Annotated in this window: 22 protein-coding genes; 9 read left to right on the top strand and 13 right to left on the bottom strand. The window is 34.3% G+C overall.

Features of this window, described 5'->3' with window-relative positions; translation table 11 throughout:
• Positions 1–4: 4 nt before the first annotated feature.
• The 4 genes from ACFQ32_RS01195 to ACFQ32_RS01180 form a co-directional block, all read right to left on the bottom strand.
• Entirely contained in the window at positions 5–484 is a 480-nt protein-coding gene (locus tag ACFQ32_RS01195; RefSeq protein ID WP_046324967.1) for a siphovirus Gp157 family protein, read from the bottom strand.
• Positions 481–831: a hypothetical protein gene (locus tag ACFQ32_RS01190; protein ID WP_046324968.1), complete on the bottom strand. Its 351-nt coding sequence runs from the start codon at positions 829–831 to the stop codon at positions 481–483. Before ACFQ32_RS01190 ends, ACFQ32_RS01195 begins: the two co-directional genes overlap by 4 nt.
• A 76-nt stretch (positions 832–907) precedes the next feature.
• Positions 908–1,060, bottom strand: coding sequence for a hypothetical protein (locus tag ACFQ32_RS01185; RefSeq protein ID WP_167334241.1), 153 nt, complete (start codon positions 1,058–1,060; stop codon positions 908–910).
• A gap of 11 nt (positions 1,061–1,071) precedes the next feature.
• Positions 1,072–1,413, bottom strand: coding sequence for a DUF771 domain-containing protein (locus ACFQ32_RS01180; RefSeq protein WP_046324969.1), 342 nt, complete (start codon positions 1,411–1,413; stop codon positions 1,072–1,074).
• Positions 1,414–1,530: 117 nt separating this feature from the next.
• Here ACFQ32_RS01180 and ACFQ32_RS01175 point away from each other — a divergent pair, with 117 nt between their 5' ends.
• The gene (locus ACFQ32_RS01175) at positions 1,531–1,983 is read left to right on the top strand and encodes a hypothetical protein (RefSeq protein WP_046324970.1); all 453 of its coding nucleotides are present in this window, start codon (positions 1,531–1,533) and stop codon (positions 1,981–1,983) included.
• A gap of 121 nt (positions 1,984–2,104) precedes the next feature.
• On the opposite strand, the gene ACFQ32_RS01170 is transcribed toward ACFQ32_RS01175, so the two are convergent.
• Entirely contained in the window at positions 2,105–2,374 is a 270-nt protein-coding gene (locus tag ACFQ32_RS01170) for a helix-turn-helix domain-containing protein (protein WP_046324971.1), read from the bottom strand.
• 261 nt (positions 2,375–2,635) lie between these two features.
• Between ACFQ32_RS01170 and ACFQ32_RS01165 the strand changes: the two genes are divergently transcribed.
• Complete coding sequence (locus ACFQ32_RS01165) at positions 2,636–3,025, top strand: DUF2513 domain-containing protein (RefSeq protein WP_046324972.1); 390 nt, start codon at positions 2,636–2,638, stop codon at positions 3,023–3,025.
• Between the two features lie 171 nt (positions 3,026–3,196).
• Here ACFQ32_RS01165 and ACFQ32_RS01160 read toward each other — a convergent pair whose 3' ends face one another.
• Entirely contained in the window at positions 3,197–3,412 is a 216-nt protein-coding gene (locus ACFQ32_RS01160; protein ID WP_046324973.1) for a hypothetical protein, read from the bottom strand.
• Positions 3,413–3,682: 270 nt separating this feature from the next.
• Between ACFQ32_RS01160 and ACFQ32_RS01155 the strand changes: the two genes are divergently transcribed.
• The 4 genes from ACFQ32_RS01155 to ACFQ32_RS01140 all read left to right on the top strand — a co-directional run bounded on the left by ACFQ32_RS01155 (position 3,683) and on the right by ACFQ32_RS01140 (position 6,230).
• Positions 3,683–4,033: a helix-turn-helix domain-containing protein gene (locus ACFQ32_RS01155; protein WP_046324974.1), complete on the top strand. Its 351-nt coding sequence runs from the start codon at positions 3,683–3,685 to the stop codon at positions 4,031–4,033.
• Positions 4,033–4,440 (top strand): hypothetical protein, encoded by a 408-nt coding sequence (locus ACFQ32_RS01150; RefSeq protein WP_046324975.1) that lies wholly within the window; start codon positions 4,033–4,035, stop codon positions 4,438–4,440. Before ACFQ32_RS01155 ends, ACFQ32_RS01150 begins: the two co-directional genes overlap by 1 nt.
• A gap of 104 nt (positions 4,441–4,544) precedes the next feature.
• The gene (locus tag ACFQ32_RS01145; protein WP_046324976.1) at positions 4,545–4,994 is read left to right on the top strand and encodes a hypothetical protein; all 450 of its coding nucleotides are present in this window, start codon (positions 4,545–4,547) and stop codon (positions 4,992–4,994) included.
• Positions 4,995–5,108: 114 nt separating this feature from the next.
• Positions 5,109–6,230: a tyrosine-type recombinase/integrase gene (locus ACFQ32_RS01140; RefSeq protein WP_046324977.1), complete on the top strand. Its 1,122-nt coding sequence runs from the start codon at positions 5,109–5,111 to the stop codon at positions 6,228–6,230.
• 389 nt (positions 6,231–6,619) lie between these two features.
• Here ACFQ32_RS01140 and ACFQ32_RS01135 read toward each other — a convergent pair whose 3' ends face one another.
• Entirely contained in the window at positions 6,620–7,540 is a 921-nt protein-coding gene (locus ACFQ32_RS01135) for a hypothetical protein (protein ID WP_046324978.1), read from the bottom strand.
• Positions 7,541–7,786: 246 nt separating this feature from the next.
• Here ACFQ32_RS01135 and ACFQ32_RS01130 point away from each other — a divergent pair, with 246 nt between their 5' ends.
• Positions 7,787–8,362, top strand: coding sequence for a phosphatase PAP2 family protein (locus tag ACFQ32_RS01130; protein WP_379906877.1), 576 nt, complete (start codon positions 7,787–7,789; stop codon positions 8,360–8,362).
• 97 nt (positions 8,363–8,459) lie between these two features.
• On the opposite strand, the gene ACFQ32_RS01125 is transcribed toward ACFQ32_RS01130, so the two are convergent.
• Positions 8,460–9,290: a DegV family protein gene (locus ACFQ32_RS01125; RefSeq protein WP_046324980.1), complete on the bottom strand. Its 831-nt coding sequence runs from the start codon at positions 9,288–9,290 to the stop codon at positions 8,460–8,462.
• A 243-nt stretch (positions 9,291–9,533) separates the two neighbouring features.
• Here ACFQ32_RS01125 and eno point away from each other — a divergent pair, with 243 nt between their 5' ends.
• Positions 9,534–10,820 (top strand): phosphopyruvate hydratase, encoded by a 1,287-nt coding sequence (gene eno, locus ACFQ32_RS01120; RefSeq protein ID WP_046324981.1) that lies wholly within the window; start codon positions 9,534–9,536, stop codon positions 10,818–10,820.
• A gap of 70 nt (positions 10,821–10,890) precedes the next feature.
• Here eno and ACFQ32_RS01115 read toward each other — a convergent pair whose 3' ends face one another.
• Positions 10,891–11,226: a hypothetical protein gene (locus ACFQ32_RS01115; protein WP_052724653.1), complete on the bottom strand. Its 336-nt coding sequence runs from the start codon at positions 11,224–11,226 to the stop codon at positions 10,891–10,893.
• Between the two features lie 612 nt (positions 11,227–11,838).
• On the opposite strand from ACFQ32_RS01115, the gene ACFQ32_RS01110 reads away from it, so the two are divergent.
• A complete protein-coding gene (locus tag ACFQ32_RS01110) occupies positions 11,839–14,112 on the top strand; it encodes an HAD-IC family P-type ATPase (RefSeq protein WP_046324982.1) in 2,274 nt (757 codons plus the stop codon).
• A gap of 105 nt (positions 14,113–14,217) precedes the next feature.
• Here ACFQ32_RS01110 and ACFQ32_RS01105 read toward each other — a convergent pair whose 3' ends face one another.
• From ACFQ32_RS01105 to lepA, 4 genes are all read right to left on the bottom strand, one after another.
• Entirely contained in the window at positions 14,218–14,736 is a 519-nt protein-coding gene (locus tag ACFQ32_RS01105; RefSeq protein ID WP_046324983.1) for a GNAT family N-acetyltransferase, read from the bottom strand.
• A 274-nt stretch (positions 14,737–15,010) separates the two neighbouring features.
• Complete coding sequence (locus tag ACFQ32_RS01100; RefSeq protein ID WP_046324984.1) at positions 15,011–15,538, bottom strand: adenine phosphoribosyltransferase; 528 nt, start codon at positions 15,536–15,538, stop codon at positions 15,011–15,013.
• A 100-nt stretch (positions 15,539–15,638) separates the two neighbouring features.
• Positions 15,639–17,915: a single-stranded-DNA-specific exonuclease RecJ gene (gene recJ / locus ACFQ32_RS01095; RefSeq protein ID WP_046325224.1), complete on the bottom strand. Its 2,277-nt coding sequence runs from the start codon at positions 17,913–17,915 to the stop codon at positions 15,639–15,641.
• Positions 17,916–17,946: 31 nt separating this feature from the next.
• A complete protein-coding gene (lepA, locus tag ACFQ32_RS01090; RefSeq protein WP_046324985.1) occupies positions 17,947–19,785 on the bottom strand; it encodes a translation elongation factor 4 in 1,839 nt (612 codons plus the stop codon).
• Between the last annotated feature and the right edge of the window lie 23 nt (positions 19,786–19,808).

Here is a 19,808-nt window from a genome sequence, read left to right as displayed (position 1 = left end):
TCTCCTAGCTAATTGTTGTTTTTCTGTTTGGTTCTAAATGTGCACCCGGTATATTTTGACCATCTTTCATATCTTGATAGAGTTTACGTTTATCTATTGATGAAACTTCTTTTGTCACAATATAAACTTTAGGTATTTTACGTTCATCTGAAATGATGGTCTTTTGCTTATAATTACGTGGCTTGAGGATGTAATGTTCAGTATGTAGCTCTTTAATACCCGCATCGTCGATTACTTCTGTCATGTAATTTTGCAAACTATTTTTCTGATTCTCGTAATGATGTTTCTGCTCTGTAAGCTGCTTAATTTTGTTTGTCAAAAAATCGATGTTTGCGGTATCTCGTTCAATTAAGCCAGCTAATCCGTCCAGTTTGTCATCTCTAGTTAGCTTCAAAGAATCAAGAGTATCTTTTAGTGTATCTGGATCAATATCCTCTTTATCAGCTACCTTTTTGATAGCATCATTTATTTCAAAGAGTTTCATTTTAAAGCATCGCCTATCCTTTCACTCCCGTATGCCCACTCAATTATTGATGAAAAACTGTCTCCATCATCAATATCACAAGAATCTGTTAAAAAATCGTACGGATCATAGTCCAATTCTTCACATAATTTATCTAGAGAGCCATGGTTAAATTCTAAACGATGCTTTAGAAATTCCATATTGTTTTTATAAACATTACTTCCCGTAACTAAACTTGAAATCACTGAATTTTCCATGTCATTAATCAATTTGGCATTAGGATCTTCTTTAGCAATTTCAGCTAATTCTTCTTGAGCATTAATATCATGAATAGCTTGCTTTAATTCATTACCATTTTTTACTTCCATATGTTATAATCTCCTTAGTATTCTTTATACTTTATTATTACTGAAGAGTCCGATTGCAGTCGGGCTTTTTTGTGTGTCAAATTGTCCCTGGCAGATAAGGCGGCAAACTTAGGACGTAAATCGCTAATGCTAGACCAGCAATTGCTACTAGCAATGATGCGATTAGTAACCCTTTGCTTTTCGGATAAGTGCCGAAACCTGCGTATAAAATGTGCTGCCATTTAATCAATATCCTTTCTACTATTGGGGTAACTTTGCGTTCCAATCTATCTCGCCTCGATGTTTTTCCATCCACTCGGCAGCTGGCTTTTCAAAAATGATAGTCTTGCTACCCTCTTCCGTTCTTCGTGGGTTAACTACCCAGCCACCGTTTTTAACGTTAACTTCTGGAAACTCGTCAAAAATAAATAATCTAATCCAGTTAGGAGCTTTCTTACCGCAGTATTTTTCGGAAAACTCTTTCATTTTAATTGCTTTTCCGACTAGAGATTCTGCAGGTACATAGCCTCTTTTCTGCATAATTTGGTCAATTGCATCAATCAGAGTATCTATCGGGATTGTCAATTCTATTGATTTAGTCATTTTGTATTTACTCACTTTCTAAATTTAATTCTTTTCAACGTATTAATTTGCTAACGTCTTTTTTGATATAATTGAATTTAATAGATTTTAAAATAAATCTCTAAGGAAGGTGTTTTTATGGACTGGCAATTATTGGCACAATATCTTAGCTATCTTGTTGCTATTGTTTCAGCATTTTTTAGTTATCTAAGCAACAAAAATGCAAATCGAACTACTAAAGAAATAGAAATACTAAAAGAAGATTTCGCTAGAGAAAATGAAAAACGTAAGAATAAACAGCAATTTAAAAATAAAAACCAAACATTAATACTTGATTTTCTCTCTTCGATTAATTCATACACAGCGTCACACAGTTTAGAAAATAAAAGAATTGCATTAAGTTCATGTGCCAAAGTCATGCCTTACTTAAATGACGACCAGGTATTGATTGTAAATGAAGTTATGGAGTCAATTCAGCAGACTTCTACTTCTGGCTGGAATGATGCAACCACTGAACATGCTGACAAAGTCGTTTTCTCTGCTAACCAAAAATTCCTGAAAACATTAAATACAATGTTTCAAGAAGATTAATTAATGTAATACCATCTAATCATGAATAAGATACATACTTTCTTTTATTCTTTGAATGATATAAAAGATAAAATTCCAGCATCCATATAGAAGTAATCATTGATAAAATTCTTGACATTTTTTACCTCATACATACTCTGTGTTCGTTCATTAATTGATTTAATTCTTTTTTTGAATAACGCTTAACTCCTTCTATTAAGCTGTATGGGATTTTTCCTGCTTTTTCCCATCTGTAAAATGTAGCTTTGGAAACATTAAGATATTTCCTAGCATTAGTTTGATTCATCCAAACCGTGTCTTGTTTTTCAGTTAGCCCGTATTTTTTAAAAATTGATTCAACCGCATCAAGCAGCTGATCATCGGGAATATTAATTGGAACTTTTACTTCCATCTTTATTCACCTCCTTTCCAAATTTAACTAAGTTAACTTCTAACACATCAACTATTTTGCAAGCATTTTAAATAATATTTGAATGTTATTTTTATAGTTTGGAATGTGTCGAACGGCAATCTGCTTGGTTTTGAAATTCTATAAATACTCTTTTTTACTTCCAAAATCTTCTCAATCATGCTTCACATTTTGTATCTCCTGTACTTGTATGCCACTATATATAGCTTTATAATTAAGACATCTAGTTAAAAAGGTGGTTATATGAAACTTAATCAAGACTGTGTTCGTTCCGTAATGCTATTTATTGAGGACAAATATGAATTTGGGACTTTTTTATATTTAGATAATTTTTTAAATGCTAAGGAACTTAGGGATTATAAGCCTGAAGAAATTAAATACGTTTTAGCAAAATTATCTGAAACAAACTATTTGCATGACAGAATTAAATGGATTAACAACGATATTGCATATTATTCTACAGGCGCACTTACATGGGATGGTCATAAGTTTTTAGATACAATACGCGATAAGAAAGTTTGGTCTAAGACCAAAAAAATCACTAATAAATTTGCTTCTGTATCAATTTCTATGGTTGAAAGCATAGCTTCTCAAGTTATTACCAACCTAATAACTGAGCAGATGAGATCATAAATGATTGTCCATTAAACTAAATATGAATTTGCTTATCACTAGACTTATCAAGTAACATTGATGAGTCTTTTTGATAAAAGAATTTTTCATTGCTAAATATTAGATGCTTATAATTTTAATTGTTAGCTTTTTAAGTCTTTTAAAGTTGCCTATTTTCACTTTGCTTTCAATCTATTCAGTAATTCCCAAAACCTTATAAACTTTCTTCCTAACAGAAATATCACGTGGTGTAGTCCCACCGTGAATTGCATAGCTAAGAGTCGGTCGATTAACATTTAATAGCTCTGCCAAACTTGAAACTGTGTAGCCTTGTCGTATCATTTCAATTTTGATAGCACTAAAAATCTTTGACTTAGCTTCTGCTAAAGCCTGTTCTGCTGGCAACATAGTTCACTCCCTTCTTTCTAAAACAAAAGTGTAAATAATTTTGTCAATAAATCACTAAATTTTGTTGACATATATTAGCGTAAACGCTAATATAAAAGTGTAATAAATAAACCATTGAAACGTATCCCCATACTATTCAATACTTTTTTATTTATTTAATTTTATAAGTAATTTAATTGACAAATATATTATTACGCGTTTTCGCTAATTAGTCAATAAAAAATTAGCGTTTTAAATAATATTTTATGTCAAGGATTGGAGAGCCTTGATATGACAACATTCGAAAGAATAAAAGAATTAGCTAAAAAAAGAAAATTGACATTATCGAAAGTTAATGACTTAGCTGGTATTGGGACAAACTCTATTTACAGATGGAAAACGCAATCACCAACCGTCAATAACTTAAAAAAAGTGGCAAAAGTTTTACATACATCAACTGACTACCTTTTAGGTAATACCGATGATCCTTCACCTACTGTAAATAAAGAAAGCCATCCTTATGTTGACATCACGGATGACGAAACTGTTTATTCATATCGTGGCAAACCGGTGCCTAAGGAGTATCTTGATGTTATACGCAACTTAATGGACAGTGATATTAGAAAGGGTAAAGGTGAGTGATGGAAGACTTAGTAAAATACCTTTTAAAATACGCTTTTGACCATGGTATTAGCTGCGCTTTAATTCGAAGAGAGCAAACTTATCAATCAGTAGCTTTACCCGATAAGAAATTGATTGTTATAAATCAAAACAGTAAAAATAAGTTTGAATTACCTTTTATTATTGGTCATGAAATAGGTCATATTATGAATGGCAATGTTAATGGAGCTTTTTACTGTGGAAAGTCAATTAATTCAGAAGAACGTCTAGCAGATTTATACTCTCTTAATTTAATTTATGGATATGCTTCTAATCAATTTGATACATTTGAAGAACCAATTCAGTTCATTTATGAGTATGGTATCCCTATTAGAATGCTTAATGATACAATTGAGTTGTACAAAAAGAAAAGCAATCTTTATTTCTAAGTATCTTTGTCCACCACGCTAGTGACATTAAACCTATGTCGATCGTTACTTGTAACTCATTTACTGAAGATACTTTACATTAAATATTTTATAGGAGAAAAATTATGAAACTAACTAACAATGAATTTAAGATTACTTATATTAGAACAGTCGATAGTACAGTTATTGAAAACAGCAATAATAAACCTATCGATTTTGAAGATAAGAATATTGAAAACATAATTCCTGGTAAGGAGTATTATGGATTTTTCCAAGCATCTATCAGCGGAGAATACGGATATGAAATTCATAAAAATCTTAAGACTGATAAAGACGGATTAAAGATATATCTTGAATGTACTAATTCTTCCGTTGAAATTTTAAAAGATAATTTTTATACTCTTACTCGAAGAAACTGGACTTCTGGACTCTTTCCTGATAATTTGCCAGATAATTGTTTACGCAAATGGTCAAAAACAGGACAATTCTATGTAAAATATAAAGCTCTTGAATCCGCATCTGTTTTAAAAACAAATGACATAAAACTAAAATATAAAATTATAACTTTGAAATAAAAGCAAAAAAGCTTTTAAGAACCTGTCTGGAAAACTAATTCTTAAAAGCTTAATATTACAATAGAGCAATGCCCTTTTGTATACTTAATTATAACATATTAGAAAGGATAAAAAATGCCGAAAAGAGATCCGCATATTAAAGAATATAAAAATAAGCGTGGTGAACGTTTGTTTAAGTTCCATTTATACTTAGGCTTAGATGACAATGGTAAACGGGTTAATATTACTCGACAAGGATTTCCAAATTATAACGAAGCTAAAACAACTTATGATCAATTAAGAGCTAACGGAACTCAAGGTTACCAAAAGCCTAAACAAATAAAAACAGATGAAATGTATTCTTTATGGTTTGAAAACTACAAAGGCCAGGTTAAAGAGTCAACAGCAAATAAAAATTATCAAATTTATAAAAATCATATCAAGCCTATTTTTGGTGAACAATATATGGATACTATTCAGGCAAAGACTGTTCAAAAGTTTGCTGATCAAAAAGCAAAACAGATTGTTAAATATAAAGATGTGGTTAGACAATTAAATACTTTATTTGAACATGCTATTAGATTAGGATATATAAAAGATAATCCCGTTAGTAAAATTATTATGCCTAAAAACACCTCGCGGCCTCGTAGAGATGTAGAACATAATGTTTATACTAGAAAAGAATTGGAAGATTTTTTATCTACTGCAAAGAAATATAATTTAAAAGTTTATACCTATTTTAAATTATTATCTTCTACAGGATTAAGAAAATCAGAAGCTCTAGCATTAACTTGGAAAGATATTGATCTCAAAAATAATCTTTTATATGTTAACCACACTCTTGCTCTCGGATTAGGAAATAAAGTGATAATTCAGTCCCCTAAAAGTAAAATGTCAAAACGTAGTATTCCTATTTCTTTAGCACTAAAAAATGATCTTTTAAATTATAAAAAATCACAAAAAATATTATCAAAAATTATTTTTTCTACTGCTAAGGGAACTTATTTAACTTTAAGTAAACCTGATAGTTGGCTAACTTCTGTTTACCATGCTAACCCAAGTTTGAAAAAAATAACTATTCATGGCTTTAGACATACTTTTGCTACTTTATTGATTAGTGAAACTAATGTTAAACCAAAAACAGTACAAATGTTAATGGGACATGAAAATATACAAATGACACTAGATATTTATACGCATTTAACGCAGAAAAATAAAAATGATGCTATTAATTCAATTATGGCATTAAACTTATGAGTAAAAAAACGCACGGCATTCGCACGGCATAGAACTATAAAAAGAAAAAATTCAAGAGACGAAAATGTTGTTATATCAGTAATTCTAGACAATCATAAACCAAATGAAACCTTATTGTTAATCCCTGTACTCTCCTTTTATTTTGCTCTGTAATTGCTACTATTACAGACTTTTATACGGAAAAAGTATTCAAAAGGTGTCCAAGTTCTAATTTAAAAAAATAAAGTCTTTTTTCAAATCCTCCTGAAAAAGAGCAAATGAATAGAATCAAGCTTTATAACCAAATCTGTTTTCGGTATTAAAAAAAGCCAGTGAAAGAAATTACTTTTACTGGCTTCTCTTTGTATCAGCGTCACAACTGTTAAAATTATCCAAAATTAATCTTATAATTAAAAGACTCTGACATTATGTAAATATTTATATTGCAATCCTAGGCCAACTATTGCTACCAATGCTCCTAACAAGTTTGCTTCTAACCAATTGATTGCACTACCTGTAAACAGACACACTGCAACCCATGGTACAATGGCTATCAGATAGCCGCGCGCAGCCGTCATTAATAAAGTACCCCACTTAAAGCCTTTACTTATATTATTTGTAACAACTTTATTGTGTAAAAACCTTTGAAATATAACTGTACCCAATACTATTAAAATAGTAATTAAAACAAATTGCCAAGCTTCAAATTTAACTAAGATGAGTTCTTTATAGGAAAAATGATTTGCCAAAAGTGCAAAACCACACGCAATATCAAAGAAAAAGCCCTGGCTAACATAACCCTTTTTGCAACTATTAACACTAAAGTCAACAGCATTTTTGCAGGTCTTTCCTAGTGATTCCTTTTGCCTGTCAATGACTTGATGATTAGTTAGGTAATGATACTGACAGGTTAATCCAATCAAAGCTACAACTATACCAACCAGCAAAGAAATAAGGAGGTTAAATCTTCCCTGAGTATGCATACTGAGAGCTAGTAATGGTGCGTTTCCAATTACGAAAGACCTAATCCCAGTTGAAATCAAACTAGTATTTACGAAAAACGATGTTATTTTTTGGGAATTAACCTTGTGTCGCAAGAAGTTTTGGTAACGGATTACGCTAATGATTGCAACAATAGCCAACAATACAAATAGCCAGTCAAACCAAATAACAGAAAATAAATTTTCCAAAAGATAAATGGTGCCATAAACAACGAGATCACCAATATGATTGGTAGAATTATCAGCTAAAGCAAAGTTATGTTCATGGTGCGCAATATCACGTATAGCTTCACCCACAGTCTCTTGCTTAGAAGTGTGATTTTTACTCATTTTTTCCTCCTAAATTACGCCCTAACTTGATAAGAATAATTTTAAGTTGGTTTTAATTAAAGTCAAGCTTTCTTTTAAAAATAATTACCTTGCTAGAACTTATCTTAGCGAAAGTTATAATTATGAATCTCCTTTAAATTACAATTCTTAAGTTTTACTCAAGAGTAGATTTTAATTTTTATGCTTTGCCCCGTTGCTGTTAAAATACAAGCGAATATAAATTATAGGTAGGGATGTGTTTTGAATATTAATTTTTGGATATCTTTATTATCTGCTCTAATACTAATACTACTTATCTTTAATGTCAGAAATTCACGGCGTTTCAATCTATTCGATCACTGGCTGCACCACAAACTGATTAGAAGGCGTGATGGCATTGGCTGGCAAATAATTGCATTTATTAACGATCCTAAACTGCTGGTTGTTTTGGATGTATTTTTAGCAAGTTTTTTAATTAGTAATAATGAAAATTTACTTGCCTTCTGGGCCTTATTTACATTAGGCTTTACCGATTTGATTGGGATCTTTTTAAAAAAATGGATGCGCAGAAAACGTCCAATTCTGCATTCAGATTTAGAAGACGGTTATAGTTTCCCTAGTGGACATGTTTTAGGAAGTACTGTCATGGCTTTAATTATCTGGCACCTCTTTGCAGGCCAACTAGGAAACAGCTTGCTGTGGATTTTGCTGATAATTTGGCTGATGGTGGTCATTTCCCGTATCAGTCTTAAAGCCCATTTCCCATCGGACATTATCGGAGCAACATCGCTTGCAGTCTTCTGTTTTAGCATTTCGCAACAATTATTACTAATGATTATTTAAAAAACAGCTCTCAACTAAAAAAGTTAGAGCTGTTTTTTGCATACAAAATTATTTTTATCTTATACAGAAGAAAAGCAGACTATCTGCTATTGAAAAATCATAAATCATCAAAGCCTATCATTAGGCTTCCCTCTTCGGCATAAAAGGTACAAAGCCCTCTCATTGAACGAATTACTATTTCTGCTTGAGGGTAACTTGCTAAAATTTTTTCTTTTAACGTTTGGGCATCTTTTTCATTTTTACAATGATCTATAATCAAACGCCCACCTTTGTATTTCATTTCGGCCATTAATTTAAGAATTTCTTTAAAAGCACGCTTTATCCCTCTAACTTTTGATAATGGCTCTAATTTACCCTCATCACTGGCGGTGCCAACCACATCAATATTTAAAACTTTTGCTACTTTGGCAACAGCCATGTTTATTCGGCCATTTAGGGCTAAGTTATGGAGCGACTTTAATACAACAAGTAAATGTGTATGTGTCTTGTAATCTGAAATTTTTTGCTCTAAATCTACAAAGCGGGTCTTACTATTAACTAATCGTTTAATTTCCCGCAAAATAACAGAAATTTCTGGTCCGGCCGTTCTGGAATCAACTACAAGCACGTGGCTTCCTGGATGATCTTTTTCATAAATTTGTTTTGCCTGAAATGCAGAGGAGAAGCTTCCGCTCAAACCACTGGTAATCGTCATAATGATCGCTAATTCTGATCCCTTTAAAGCATTTAGCCATTGACTAATACTAGGGCAAGATGTTTTGCCTTCTTCAGTGTTCTTTTCCATACTAGCAATAAAACTATCAAGATCAAGATTTTCGTCATCGACAAAATCTTGTCCGGCAATCGTCATTGTTAATGGTACGACAGTTAAATCATCATTCATTCTGTCGTTTGAACCAGAGTCGATTATTAACTTTACTTTATCCATATTTTATGTCCTTATAGAAATAAACTATCCTTTTTAAAAAATATATAGCTAAATCATAAATCAAACCTGCAAAAAAAGCGACAAAAATATTTTTAATATTTTTTAACATTAGAAATCGTTTACAAATGTTTACATAATCACAAACTTAGGCTAAAATTTGTGATGTAGATATGGAGCTTGTGCTCCACTAATGTATGTACTTACACAAAATAGTACAGCATTTATTATTTAGGAGGTTTTTAGATGTTAAAATCAGTCATTGAAAATGTTCATGCACTGGAAATCTATGATTCACGTGGTAACCCAACTGTTGAGGCTTTTGTAACCTTATCAAATGGTGTCGTTGGTAAAGCTGAAGTTCCATCAGGTGCTTCAACTGGTGAAAATGAAGCAGTTGAATTACGTGATGGTGGCAGCCGTGTAGGCGGTAAAGGTGTTTCCCAAGCCGTTGAAAACGTCAATACTAAAATCGCTGATGCTTTAAAGGGTTTGGATCCACACGATCAGGCAAACATTGACCGCGTAATGATTGAATTAGATGGTACCCCTAACAAAGCTAAGCTTGGTGCTAACGCCATTTTAGGTGTATCTATGGCTACTGCAGCTGCTGCCGCAAAAGACAGCCACCAACCTTTATACAGATACCTTGGCGGCACTGATCTTGAAATGCCTCAAACTTTCCACAACGTTATTAACGGTGGTGAGCATGCTGACAACGGTATTGACGTTCAAGAATTCATGATCACTCCAGTTAAGAAGACTTCATTCCGTGATGGTTTTGAAAAGATCGTTAACACTTACCACACTTTAAAGAAAGTGCTTGAAGATATGGGTTACGAAACTGGCCTTGGTGATGAAGGTGGTTTCGCTCCTAACATGAAGAACTCTGAAGAAGCTTTACAAGCTTTACATGACGCCATCGTTAAGGCTGGTTACAAGCCTGGTGAAGACATTGCCATAGCTTGTGACTGTGCTGCTTCCTACTTCTACAACAAAGAAGATGGCAAGTACCACTTTGAAGGTAAAGTATTTAACGATGAAGAATTAGCTCAATACTATGATAAGTTACTTGACGAATTCCCAGAATTAATCTCAATTGAAGACCCATACGATGAAAATGATGTTGACGGCATGATTAAATTTACTCAAAGCCACAAAGACAGAATTCAAATTGTTTTGGATGACTTCATTTGTACCAACCCTAAGCTTTTGACTAAAGCTATTAAGGAAGGTGCTGGTAACGCTTCATTAATCAAGTTAAACCAAATTGGTACTGTTACTGAAACTTTGGAAACTATTCGTCTTTCACGTAAGAATGGTTACAACACTATGATTTCCCACCGTTCAGGTGAAACTGGTGACACATTTATCGCTGACTTTGCCGTTGCTGTTAACGGTGGTCAATTAAAGACTGGTGCTCCAGCTCGTTCAGAACGTGTTGAAAAGTACAACCGTTTACTTGAAATCGAAGAAGAACTTGGTGAAGGCGAGCGTTTAGCTACCTTCCCAGACAGTGTTGATAAAGATTAATTTATCAATTCAAAAAGTCTGCAATCATTGCAGACTTTTTTTGTGCCTTTTTAAGCTGATAACAAAGTGGTTACTCATTATCTTGTTTAATTGCTTTTAGGTAAGTGGTTTTAGAAATATAGTCAATCTTTCTAACATACTGCCCTTTGTGGTCAATTCTAATATATTGCCTACCTGGTTCATAGCCGCCCACTCTCTTGATTTTATATGGCAATTTTTTACCAGTTTCTGGATCTATTGCTTGAACATTTAGATACTCTTGAGTATTAGCCGGAACTTTCGCATAACTTATAGCTTCGTCAATTGTGGGATCTGCTCTATCAGTCCATGAATTATGGTTTAAAGGAATTTGGTTTGTGATAATTAAAAAACAAACATATATCGGTACTAACATTTTTTCAAACATGGTATTTCCTTTCTGCTAGCCGTTATTTATACTTTTTGTCCAATTTTTAAAGATAACAAGTTTATTTACTGCTGCACTAAAATCGATAGAATTTCTATTTATTTACAACTTTTAAAAATTATTTTTTAGAAACGTATTGAATTTTCTTAACATACTGGCCTCTATAATCAATTATTATATCTTCCTAACCTGGTTATTTTATAGGGATGCTTAACTTCCAGTTTGAATCGTATGCTCGCACGTTATAATATTGTTGAACATTTTGCGGTCCTTGAGCATAACTTTTGGTTTCCGGAAGCGCAGGGTTAAAGTAATCCAAAATTTCATTATGAATAAAAACGAAAAACAAAAGAAAGCTGTAATTGTTAGCAATGAAACTAAAAGTATCTTTTTAAAGGACATGGGACTCACCTGATTAAATTAGGTATAACTGCATACATCCGACAGACTTTGGAATAATTATAATTGTTTAAGATAAGTGTACTAATACACTACTATACCTAGTGTACACTATTTTGGGATTTTTTAAAACAAAATTGGGTATAAATTTATAGCAAAAGCAGTCTTTTTATGCTACTTTAATTAAAGTATTAAAACTAAGGAAGTAAAATTATGTCGGAAAAAATTACTGGTTTAACTCAGGCCCAAGCAGATAAACTTTTGCAAAAAAATGGCTTAAATGAGGTACCGGAACCCCAGTTCAATTTTTTTAAAGAGTTTTTGTCCAAGTTGTGGAATTTATCAGCCTGGATTCTCGAAGCTGCCCTACTTTTGGAATGTGTTTTGGGCAAATGGATACAATCTCTATTTGTTCTTTTGATGCTTCTTTTCGCTGCTTGGAACGGTGCTTCCAAGAAAAAGCAGTCTAGACGCGTTTTAAATAATATTTCACACAAATTGACTCCTACTATTTCTGTTCAAAGGGATGGTCAATGGCAAAATATTGACTCTAAATATTTAGTTCCCGAAGATTTAATCAGTATGCAAGCTGGAGATGTTTTGGCGGCTGATGTAAAACTAATTGATGGCCAAATTTCTACCGATGAGAGCTCAATTACTGGTGAAGCCAGAACCGTCCGCAAAAATCCCCAAGATACAGCCTACGCGGGAACTACCGTTACGGAAGGCAATGGCCTTGCAGTTGTTACGGCTACCGGGGCTAATTCACGGTCTGGTAAAACAATTAACTTAATTAATAATTCCGCTGCCCCGGGTCACTTGCAACAACTACTTACTAAAATTATCTATTATTTGTGTATTCTTGACGGTATTTTAACTTTAATAATTATCATTGCTTCTTTCTTCAAAGGAGGAGACATTAATAATCTCATTAATATGCTGCCATTTTTGGCAATGATGTTTATAGCTTCCATTCCAGTGGCAATGCCCTCTACCTTTGCCCTTTCCAATTCATTTGAAGCTACTCGTCTAAGTAAAGAAGGGGTGCTAACTTCAGATTTAACTGGAATTCAAGATGCCGCAAACCTAAATCTGATTTTGCTCGATAAAACGGGCACCATTACCGAAAATAAAACAGCAGTTGGTCAATGGACAAATTTCAGCTCATTTAGTGATAATGAGGCTTTAGAACTGGCTTCAGCAGCTACAGATCAAAGAAATAAAAAGCTAATTGACACTGCGATTGGTGAATACATAAAAAAGCAGGGTTTAACCGTCAAATCAGGTTCTGACTTTACTCCTTTTACCTCTAGTACAGGCTATTCAATGGCAAATTACAACGGTCATAATATTAAACTTGGATCTTTTAAACAACTATCATTAATTGATAGAAATGCGAACGAAAAAGCTAAGGAAGTTAATTTTAGTGCCGGTCGTTCAGTCGCTTTATTAATTGATGATAAATTAGCCGGTGTTTTCATCTTGCAAGATATGGTGAGATCTGATTCTAAAGAAGCCTTAGGTGAACTCAAAAAACGTGGAGTGAAACCGATTATGTTAACTGGCGATAACCAAAAAACGGCCGTTGCAGTTGCTAAACAGGTTGACTTGCAAGGTGAGGTAATTTCTATTCATGATTTTACTGATCAAACTGATACTAGTAAACTAGCTGGAATTGCAGATGTTTTACCAGAAGATAAATTGCGCATGGTTAAATTCTTTCAAAAGCAAGGCTATATTGTGGGGATGACGGGTGACGGTGTAAATGACTCGCCAGCCTTAAAACAAGCTGAGGTTGGGATTGCCGTTTCGAATGCGGCAGATGTTGCAAAAAGATCAGGCAAAATGGTTCTTTTAAATGACGGTTTATCTTCAATAGTTAAGATACTTGATGCCGGACACAGAGTTTACCAGAGAATGACGACATGGTCATTAACCAAGCTGGCCAGAACTGCTCAACTAACCATGCTATTGACCTTTGGCTATTTATTCTTCAACTATATTCCGATGGCTCTAAACGCCATGGTTATTTATACAATCATGAATAATATGGTGACGATGATGATCGGTACCGACAGAACCCATATCACATATAAACCTGAAAATTGGAATATGGCAAAATTGGCTAAGATTGCCTTTTCATTAGCTTTCGGCTGGACGGTAATTGGAATAGCAGGTATTGCTTATCTTAATACTCATGGCTGGAGCCATGGCACCATATCAACAATGGTCTATGTCTATTTAGTTCTAAGTGCAATGTTTATTGTCCTGATCACCAGAACTAAAAAGTATTTCTGGCAAGATTACCCTTCTAAAGCTGTTGGCTTAACCCAATTAGGTGATGTTCTCTTAACTGTCGTTTTAGCTTTATTAGGAATTGCTATGACGAAAATTAGCTGGACGAATTTGCTACTCACTTTCGCTGTTGCCCTAGTGGCTGCCATACTGATTGATCTCTTTTACCAACCAATTATGAAGAATCGCTAATTAAATAAAAGCAAAGAGAAAAACCTGATAATGGAAAAAACTCCATTATCAGGTTTTTAGTTTTGAATAGATTGTTATTGTGATATTTGATAACAATTTTTTCTTTTATTTAAGTAGTTCATAAACATATGAGGTTTCGTTAGGACGGTAAGCGCCATGCAAATAACCTACTTTAGAAAAACCCATCTTTGCAATCAAATGTTGCATGGCTTTATTGTCTTCGTGAGTATCAATTCTGATTGAGTCAATATCGTCCCTGTTGTTTTTGATGTCATTGATAACAGCCTGTAACAGCTTGGTAGCATAGCCTTTACCAGAATGCTGAGAATGAATTGCCACACGATGAATAACCACATATTTATTAGTATCAGCCAACCATTTGCCATCTAAATGATCATAAACATGGTCTGGTCCGTCCACTATGGCAATAGCACCAACTGTTTCCTGGTCTTCAGAAACAGCCAAAAAGGCCCAGCCGTTTTCAATATCTTCTTTAATTTGTGCTTTTGACGGATAATCTCCTTGCCACTGATCAACACCACGTTCAGCCAGCTGATTGGCTCCGTCTTTTAAAATAGCGATAATTCGGTCAAAATCGGCCATTGTTGCTCTTCTTAATTGCAAATTACTCTATTCTCCTTTTTTAAAAATACTGTATCATTATATATACTTGACTTTGTCTTGTAAAAAATTTGCACTCAAAAAGAGCATAAAAGTTTTCATTTTTCAGAAATCGTTTTCCTTAAAATTTAAGTTTTGCGTCAGCAATTTATTTTAGTCATGAAAAAAGTGCTCCTAATAGTTGACTTTATGGTCTAACTATTAAGAGCACTTGAGATAAAAGCAGTATTTAATTGTAATTCATGAATTCACCATAAATTGCTAGCTTTTGGTGATTTTAAGCACCATGATATTTAACGAGTGAAAATACGTCAAGTCCTGGTAATTTTTCTTTTCCCTTCAAATCTGGTAATTCAATATAAAAAGCTGAACCCACTAGTTCTCCACCAAGATTTTCAATTAGCTCTTTACATGCCCTTAAAGTTCCTGCAGTAGCAAGTAAATCATCACAGACTACTACACGCTGACCAGGTTTAATAGCATCTTTATGAATTTCCAAGCTGTTTGAACCGTATTCCAGATCATATGAAGCCCTTTCGACTTCCCGCGGTAATTTATGCGGCTTTCTAGCTGGAACAAAACCAATACCCAACTCTGTAGCCACAGGGCAACCAACAATAAAGCCACGGGCCTCCGGACCAACAATTACATCAGCATTTTTACTTTTAACATATTCAGCTAACTTATGAGTAGCTGCTTGAAACAACTTGCCATCCTGTAGAACAGGGGTAATGTCACGAAAGATAATACCCTTATTAGGGAAATCCTTAACACTTGCAATATGTTTCTCAAAATCGTTTGCCATAAGAAGAAAAAACCTCCAAAACTTAACTTTCTTGCTAAAGCTTACTCGACCTTAATATTCTAACAGATTTTGAACTTAAAAGCATTAAATCCGTGAGAAATTAATGTTGTTTTAATTGCTCATTCACGTACATTAGTAATTTTTGACTTGGCATCTGTCTTAAATCAGTTATAAATTTAATTTGGGAATTAGTTGCCCTAAAATAATTAGAATCTGTTAATTTTCTTTTTATGGGATTGGCAACGCCGAATATTCTATCATCTTCTAATTTGACAAATTTTAGTTCAAAAAACACCCGCAAAATGAAAAGAATCTTATCATAAGTGATTTGTAAAAATAAACCTACCGCTCGATAATCGGCTACAGCCAAACCAGGGTGAGAATACACGTATTTCAGCAGCCTCACAAAATCAGCTTTTAGCGGTAGTTGCTTAACAGGCAATTGATCCATAATAAAGCGCAAATAAAGTTGGTCGTAATTATTAGTTAAAGCTAAATTGAGTTCCTGCAGATTACGGGGAACATCTAGAAAAGCAGCTACTTCACCCTCATTCTTATAATCATTTACCAAAGTAATTTTAGCTGGATCAATATCATACAGGCTAGAAGCAATATTTTTATTTCTTTTATCAAAAATCAAATACCTATCGGCAAATCCCATTATGTATTTTTCATTCCGCAAATCAATAACAGGTGCAGGAACTGCTAATTTTGGCGCAGCAAAAATGATGCCCTTGATTATTCCTTGTAGTTTTATCTGATTACGATAACAATTTTCCTGCAGCTCAATAAATATTTGATCTACATATGGTAAGAGAATCTTGGTCAAATATTTTTTGTTAAAGCCGACAACATCAATATTCTTATTATTTTTTCCAATATTTAACTTAATATGGTTTTTTTCTTTTCCCATGTAAAAGCAGCTATTTATTGCAGGATGCAATATGCTGAAAACAGGAGTTACATTATCGCTGCCAAACGGCCCCGCCTTTTTAATGTCAGTAATTATTTTCAAGTCAAGATTAGAAAATGGTAATTCACAATCATAATAGCGAATATTTTGATTATAAATTCCTTTAAAACTTTTCTCGAAAGTGGCACGCAATGAAGTTATCTTGTCTTCTGTCATTGACAGACCACAGGCAAAGTCATGACCGCCAAATTTGAGAAACAGTTTATCTTTCAAAGGTTCTAATGCATTAAAAAGATTAAAACCGTCTACAGACCTCCCAGAACCTTTTATGATTCCCTTGTCATTTTTAGTCAATACTATAGTTGGTTTGTGAGTTTTTTCTACCAGTTTATTGGCAACTAATCCTAAAACGCCTTCATGAAACTTAGGATTATATAAAACTAAGGCTTTCTTTCTTTCCCAGCCATTATTTTTAATTTGATTGAGACAGGAATTGTAAACTTTACTAGTTAAATTTTTACGTTTAGCGTTTAATTCTTCAATTTTATCTGCAATCTTTTCTGCCTCATCATCAGTTTCACACAAAAGAAGGTCTACAGCTAAACTGGCATTATCCAGTCTGCCAACCGCATTCAGTCTTGGTGCAATATTAAAACCAACATCTGTTTCATCTATGTGTCCCATTTGCAAGCCGGCTTTTTTTATTAGAGCTCTCAAACCTGGTCGCTCAGTTTCGTTGAGCATTTTAAGGCCCCGCTTGACGAGAATGTGGCCTTCCCCTGAGACTTTAACCATGTCGCCGATTGTACCAATCATTGCCAGCTCCAATAATTCTGGCATTGAATCTTGCATCAAGGCTCGGCTAATTGTATAGGCTACTCCAGCGCCGCAATAGTCATCAAACGGATATTTTTGTCCGGGGTAATTACAATGAACTAGGGCATAACTTTCAGGCACTTTATCTTGAAATTTATGGTGATCAGTAATTATTGTATCTACACCTTCACTTTTAGCAAAAGCAACCTCGTCAACCCCAGTAATCCCGTTATCTACAGTAATGATCAGTTTAGTCCCATCTGCTACAATTTTCTTGTAGGCATCAAGATTTGGACCATAGCCATCTTTAAAGCGATCAGGAATGAAGAAATGAACATCGGCTCCTAAAATTCCCAGCGTCTCCATCATGATACTGGTGGCAGTAATACCATCTGCGTCATAATCACCATAAATAGTAATTTTTTCACCTGCATCAATTGCCTGGTTAATCCTTGTAGCAGCTTTTTGCATATCGTGCATTAAGTACGGGTCTGCTAAATCGTCTTCAGTTGCATTAAACCAAAATGCAAGTTTTGCGTCAGTATTTATTCCGCGCAAAGAAAGCAGCTTAGCCGTAATCGGACTAAGCTGATACTTTTCAATCAATTCTGGAGCTAATTTTTCACCCTTGCGCTCACGCCATTCAATCATTAACTAATTCAGCCTTTTTATTTTCCTACTATTTTGAATTTAAATCATCATCATTCATTTTTAAAACTGCCATAAAAGCATCTTGAGGAATTTCAACATGCCCTACAGCCTTCATCCGCTTTTTACCCCTCTTTTGCTTTTCTAGTAATTTAGCTCTTCTATCAGGGTCTCCCGTATGAATTTTCCAAGTAACATCTTTACGGTATGGCTTAACAGTGGCACGCGAAATTATTTTAGCACCAATTGCTCCCTGAATATCAACCTCAAAGTTTTGCCGCGGAATTAATTTCTTAAGCATCGAGGTCATTTGTCTTGCTCTATTTTGTGCTTCATCCCGGTGGGCTATGAAACTTAAAGCATCAACAACTTGCTTATTCAAAAGAATATCAATTTTAACTAAATCTGTTGCGCGGTAACCCGTAATTTCGTAATCAAGAGAAGCATAACCCTTAGTAGAAGACTTCAAATCATCAAAAAAGTCATAAATAATTTCGGCTAATGGCATATTGTAAATTACGTTAATCCGATATTTGTCTAAATAGTCCATTGTCACAAACTCGCCCCGTTTGCGTTGACATAATTCCATCACAGGACCGACAAAATCATTCGGTACCATTACTTCTGCTTTAACAAAAGGTTCCTGCACTTCCTTATATTCACCTGCAGACGGTAAATCAGAAGGATTATCAATTACTTTGGTCGTACCGTCATTCATAATTGCATGATAATCTACAGAAGGGGCAGTCATAATCAAGTCTAGGTCAAATTCCTGTTCAAGTCTCTCCTGCACCACATCCATGTGGAGTAAACCTAAAAAGCCGCACCTAAAGCCAAAGCCTAAAGCGGTTGAAGTTTCAGGTTCAAATTCTAAAGCAGCATCATTGAGCTGCAATTTTTGCAAAGCTTCTTTAAGATCATCATATTTTGCATTGTCTACGGGATACATACCTGAATAAACCATTGGTGGTATTTGCCGATACCCAGATAATGGCTCAGCTGTGGGATGTTCCGCTGCAGTAATTGTATCACCAACACGAGTTTCACGAACGGACTTGATGTTAGCCGTTAGGTAACCAACATCCCCCGCAATCAGAATATCCTTTTTAACCGGATGTGGACTAGAAACTCCCACTTCAGTTACTTCATACTCTTTACCCGTATTCATGATTTTTATTTTATCGCCAGGTTTAACCGTACCTTCTTCAATCCTGACAGAGAGAACTACCCCGCGATAGTCATCATACTTAGAATCAAAAATTAATGCTTTAAGTGGGTTTTGCAAATTACCCTGCGGTGCCGGAATGTCTTTTACGATTCGTTCAAGCAACTCCTTAATGCCCTGACCAGTTTTACCAGAAACTTCAACAGCGTCGGATGCATCAAGTCCCAGCATTTCTGTAATTTCTTCTTTAGCCTGCTCTGGGTTAGCCGAAGGCAAATCGATCTTGTTTATTACAGGCAATATTTCTAAATCATCATCAATTGCCAAGTAAGTATTTGCCAAAGTTTGGGCTTGTACGCCTTGCGAAGCGTCGACTACTAAGAGCGCTCCTTCACACGCGGCTAAAGAACGTGAAACTTCGTATGAAAAATCCACGTGTCCTGGTGTATCAATTAGATGAAAAATGTAGTCTTCGCCATCTTGAGCATGATATTTAATTTCAACCGAGTTCATCTTAATGGTAATACCGCGTTGGCGCTCAAGCGGCATATCGTCTAACATCTGATTTTTTAATTGGCGTTCAGATACTGTATCGGTCAACTCTAAAATACGGTCCGCAATCGTTGATTTTCCATGATCAATATGAGCAACAATGGAAAAGTTGCGAATATGTTTTTGATAATCTTGTAATTTTGTTATGTCCATAAATAATTTGCACCCTTTACTCT

The sequence above is a fragment of the Lactobacillus melliventris genome, from assembly GCF_042679465.1.
GTDB classification, from domain to species: domain Bacteria; phylum Bacillota; class Bacilli; order Lactobacillales; family Lactobacillaceae; genus Lactobacillus; species Lactobacillus melliventris.
Note: the sequence above shows the minus strand (reverse complement) of the source record. Positions and strands in the feature narration are given on the sequence as shown.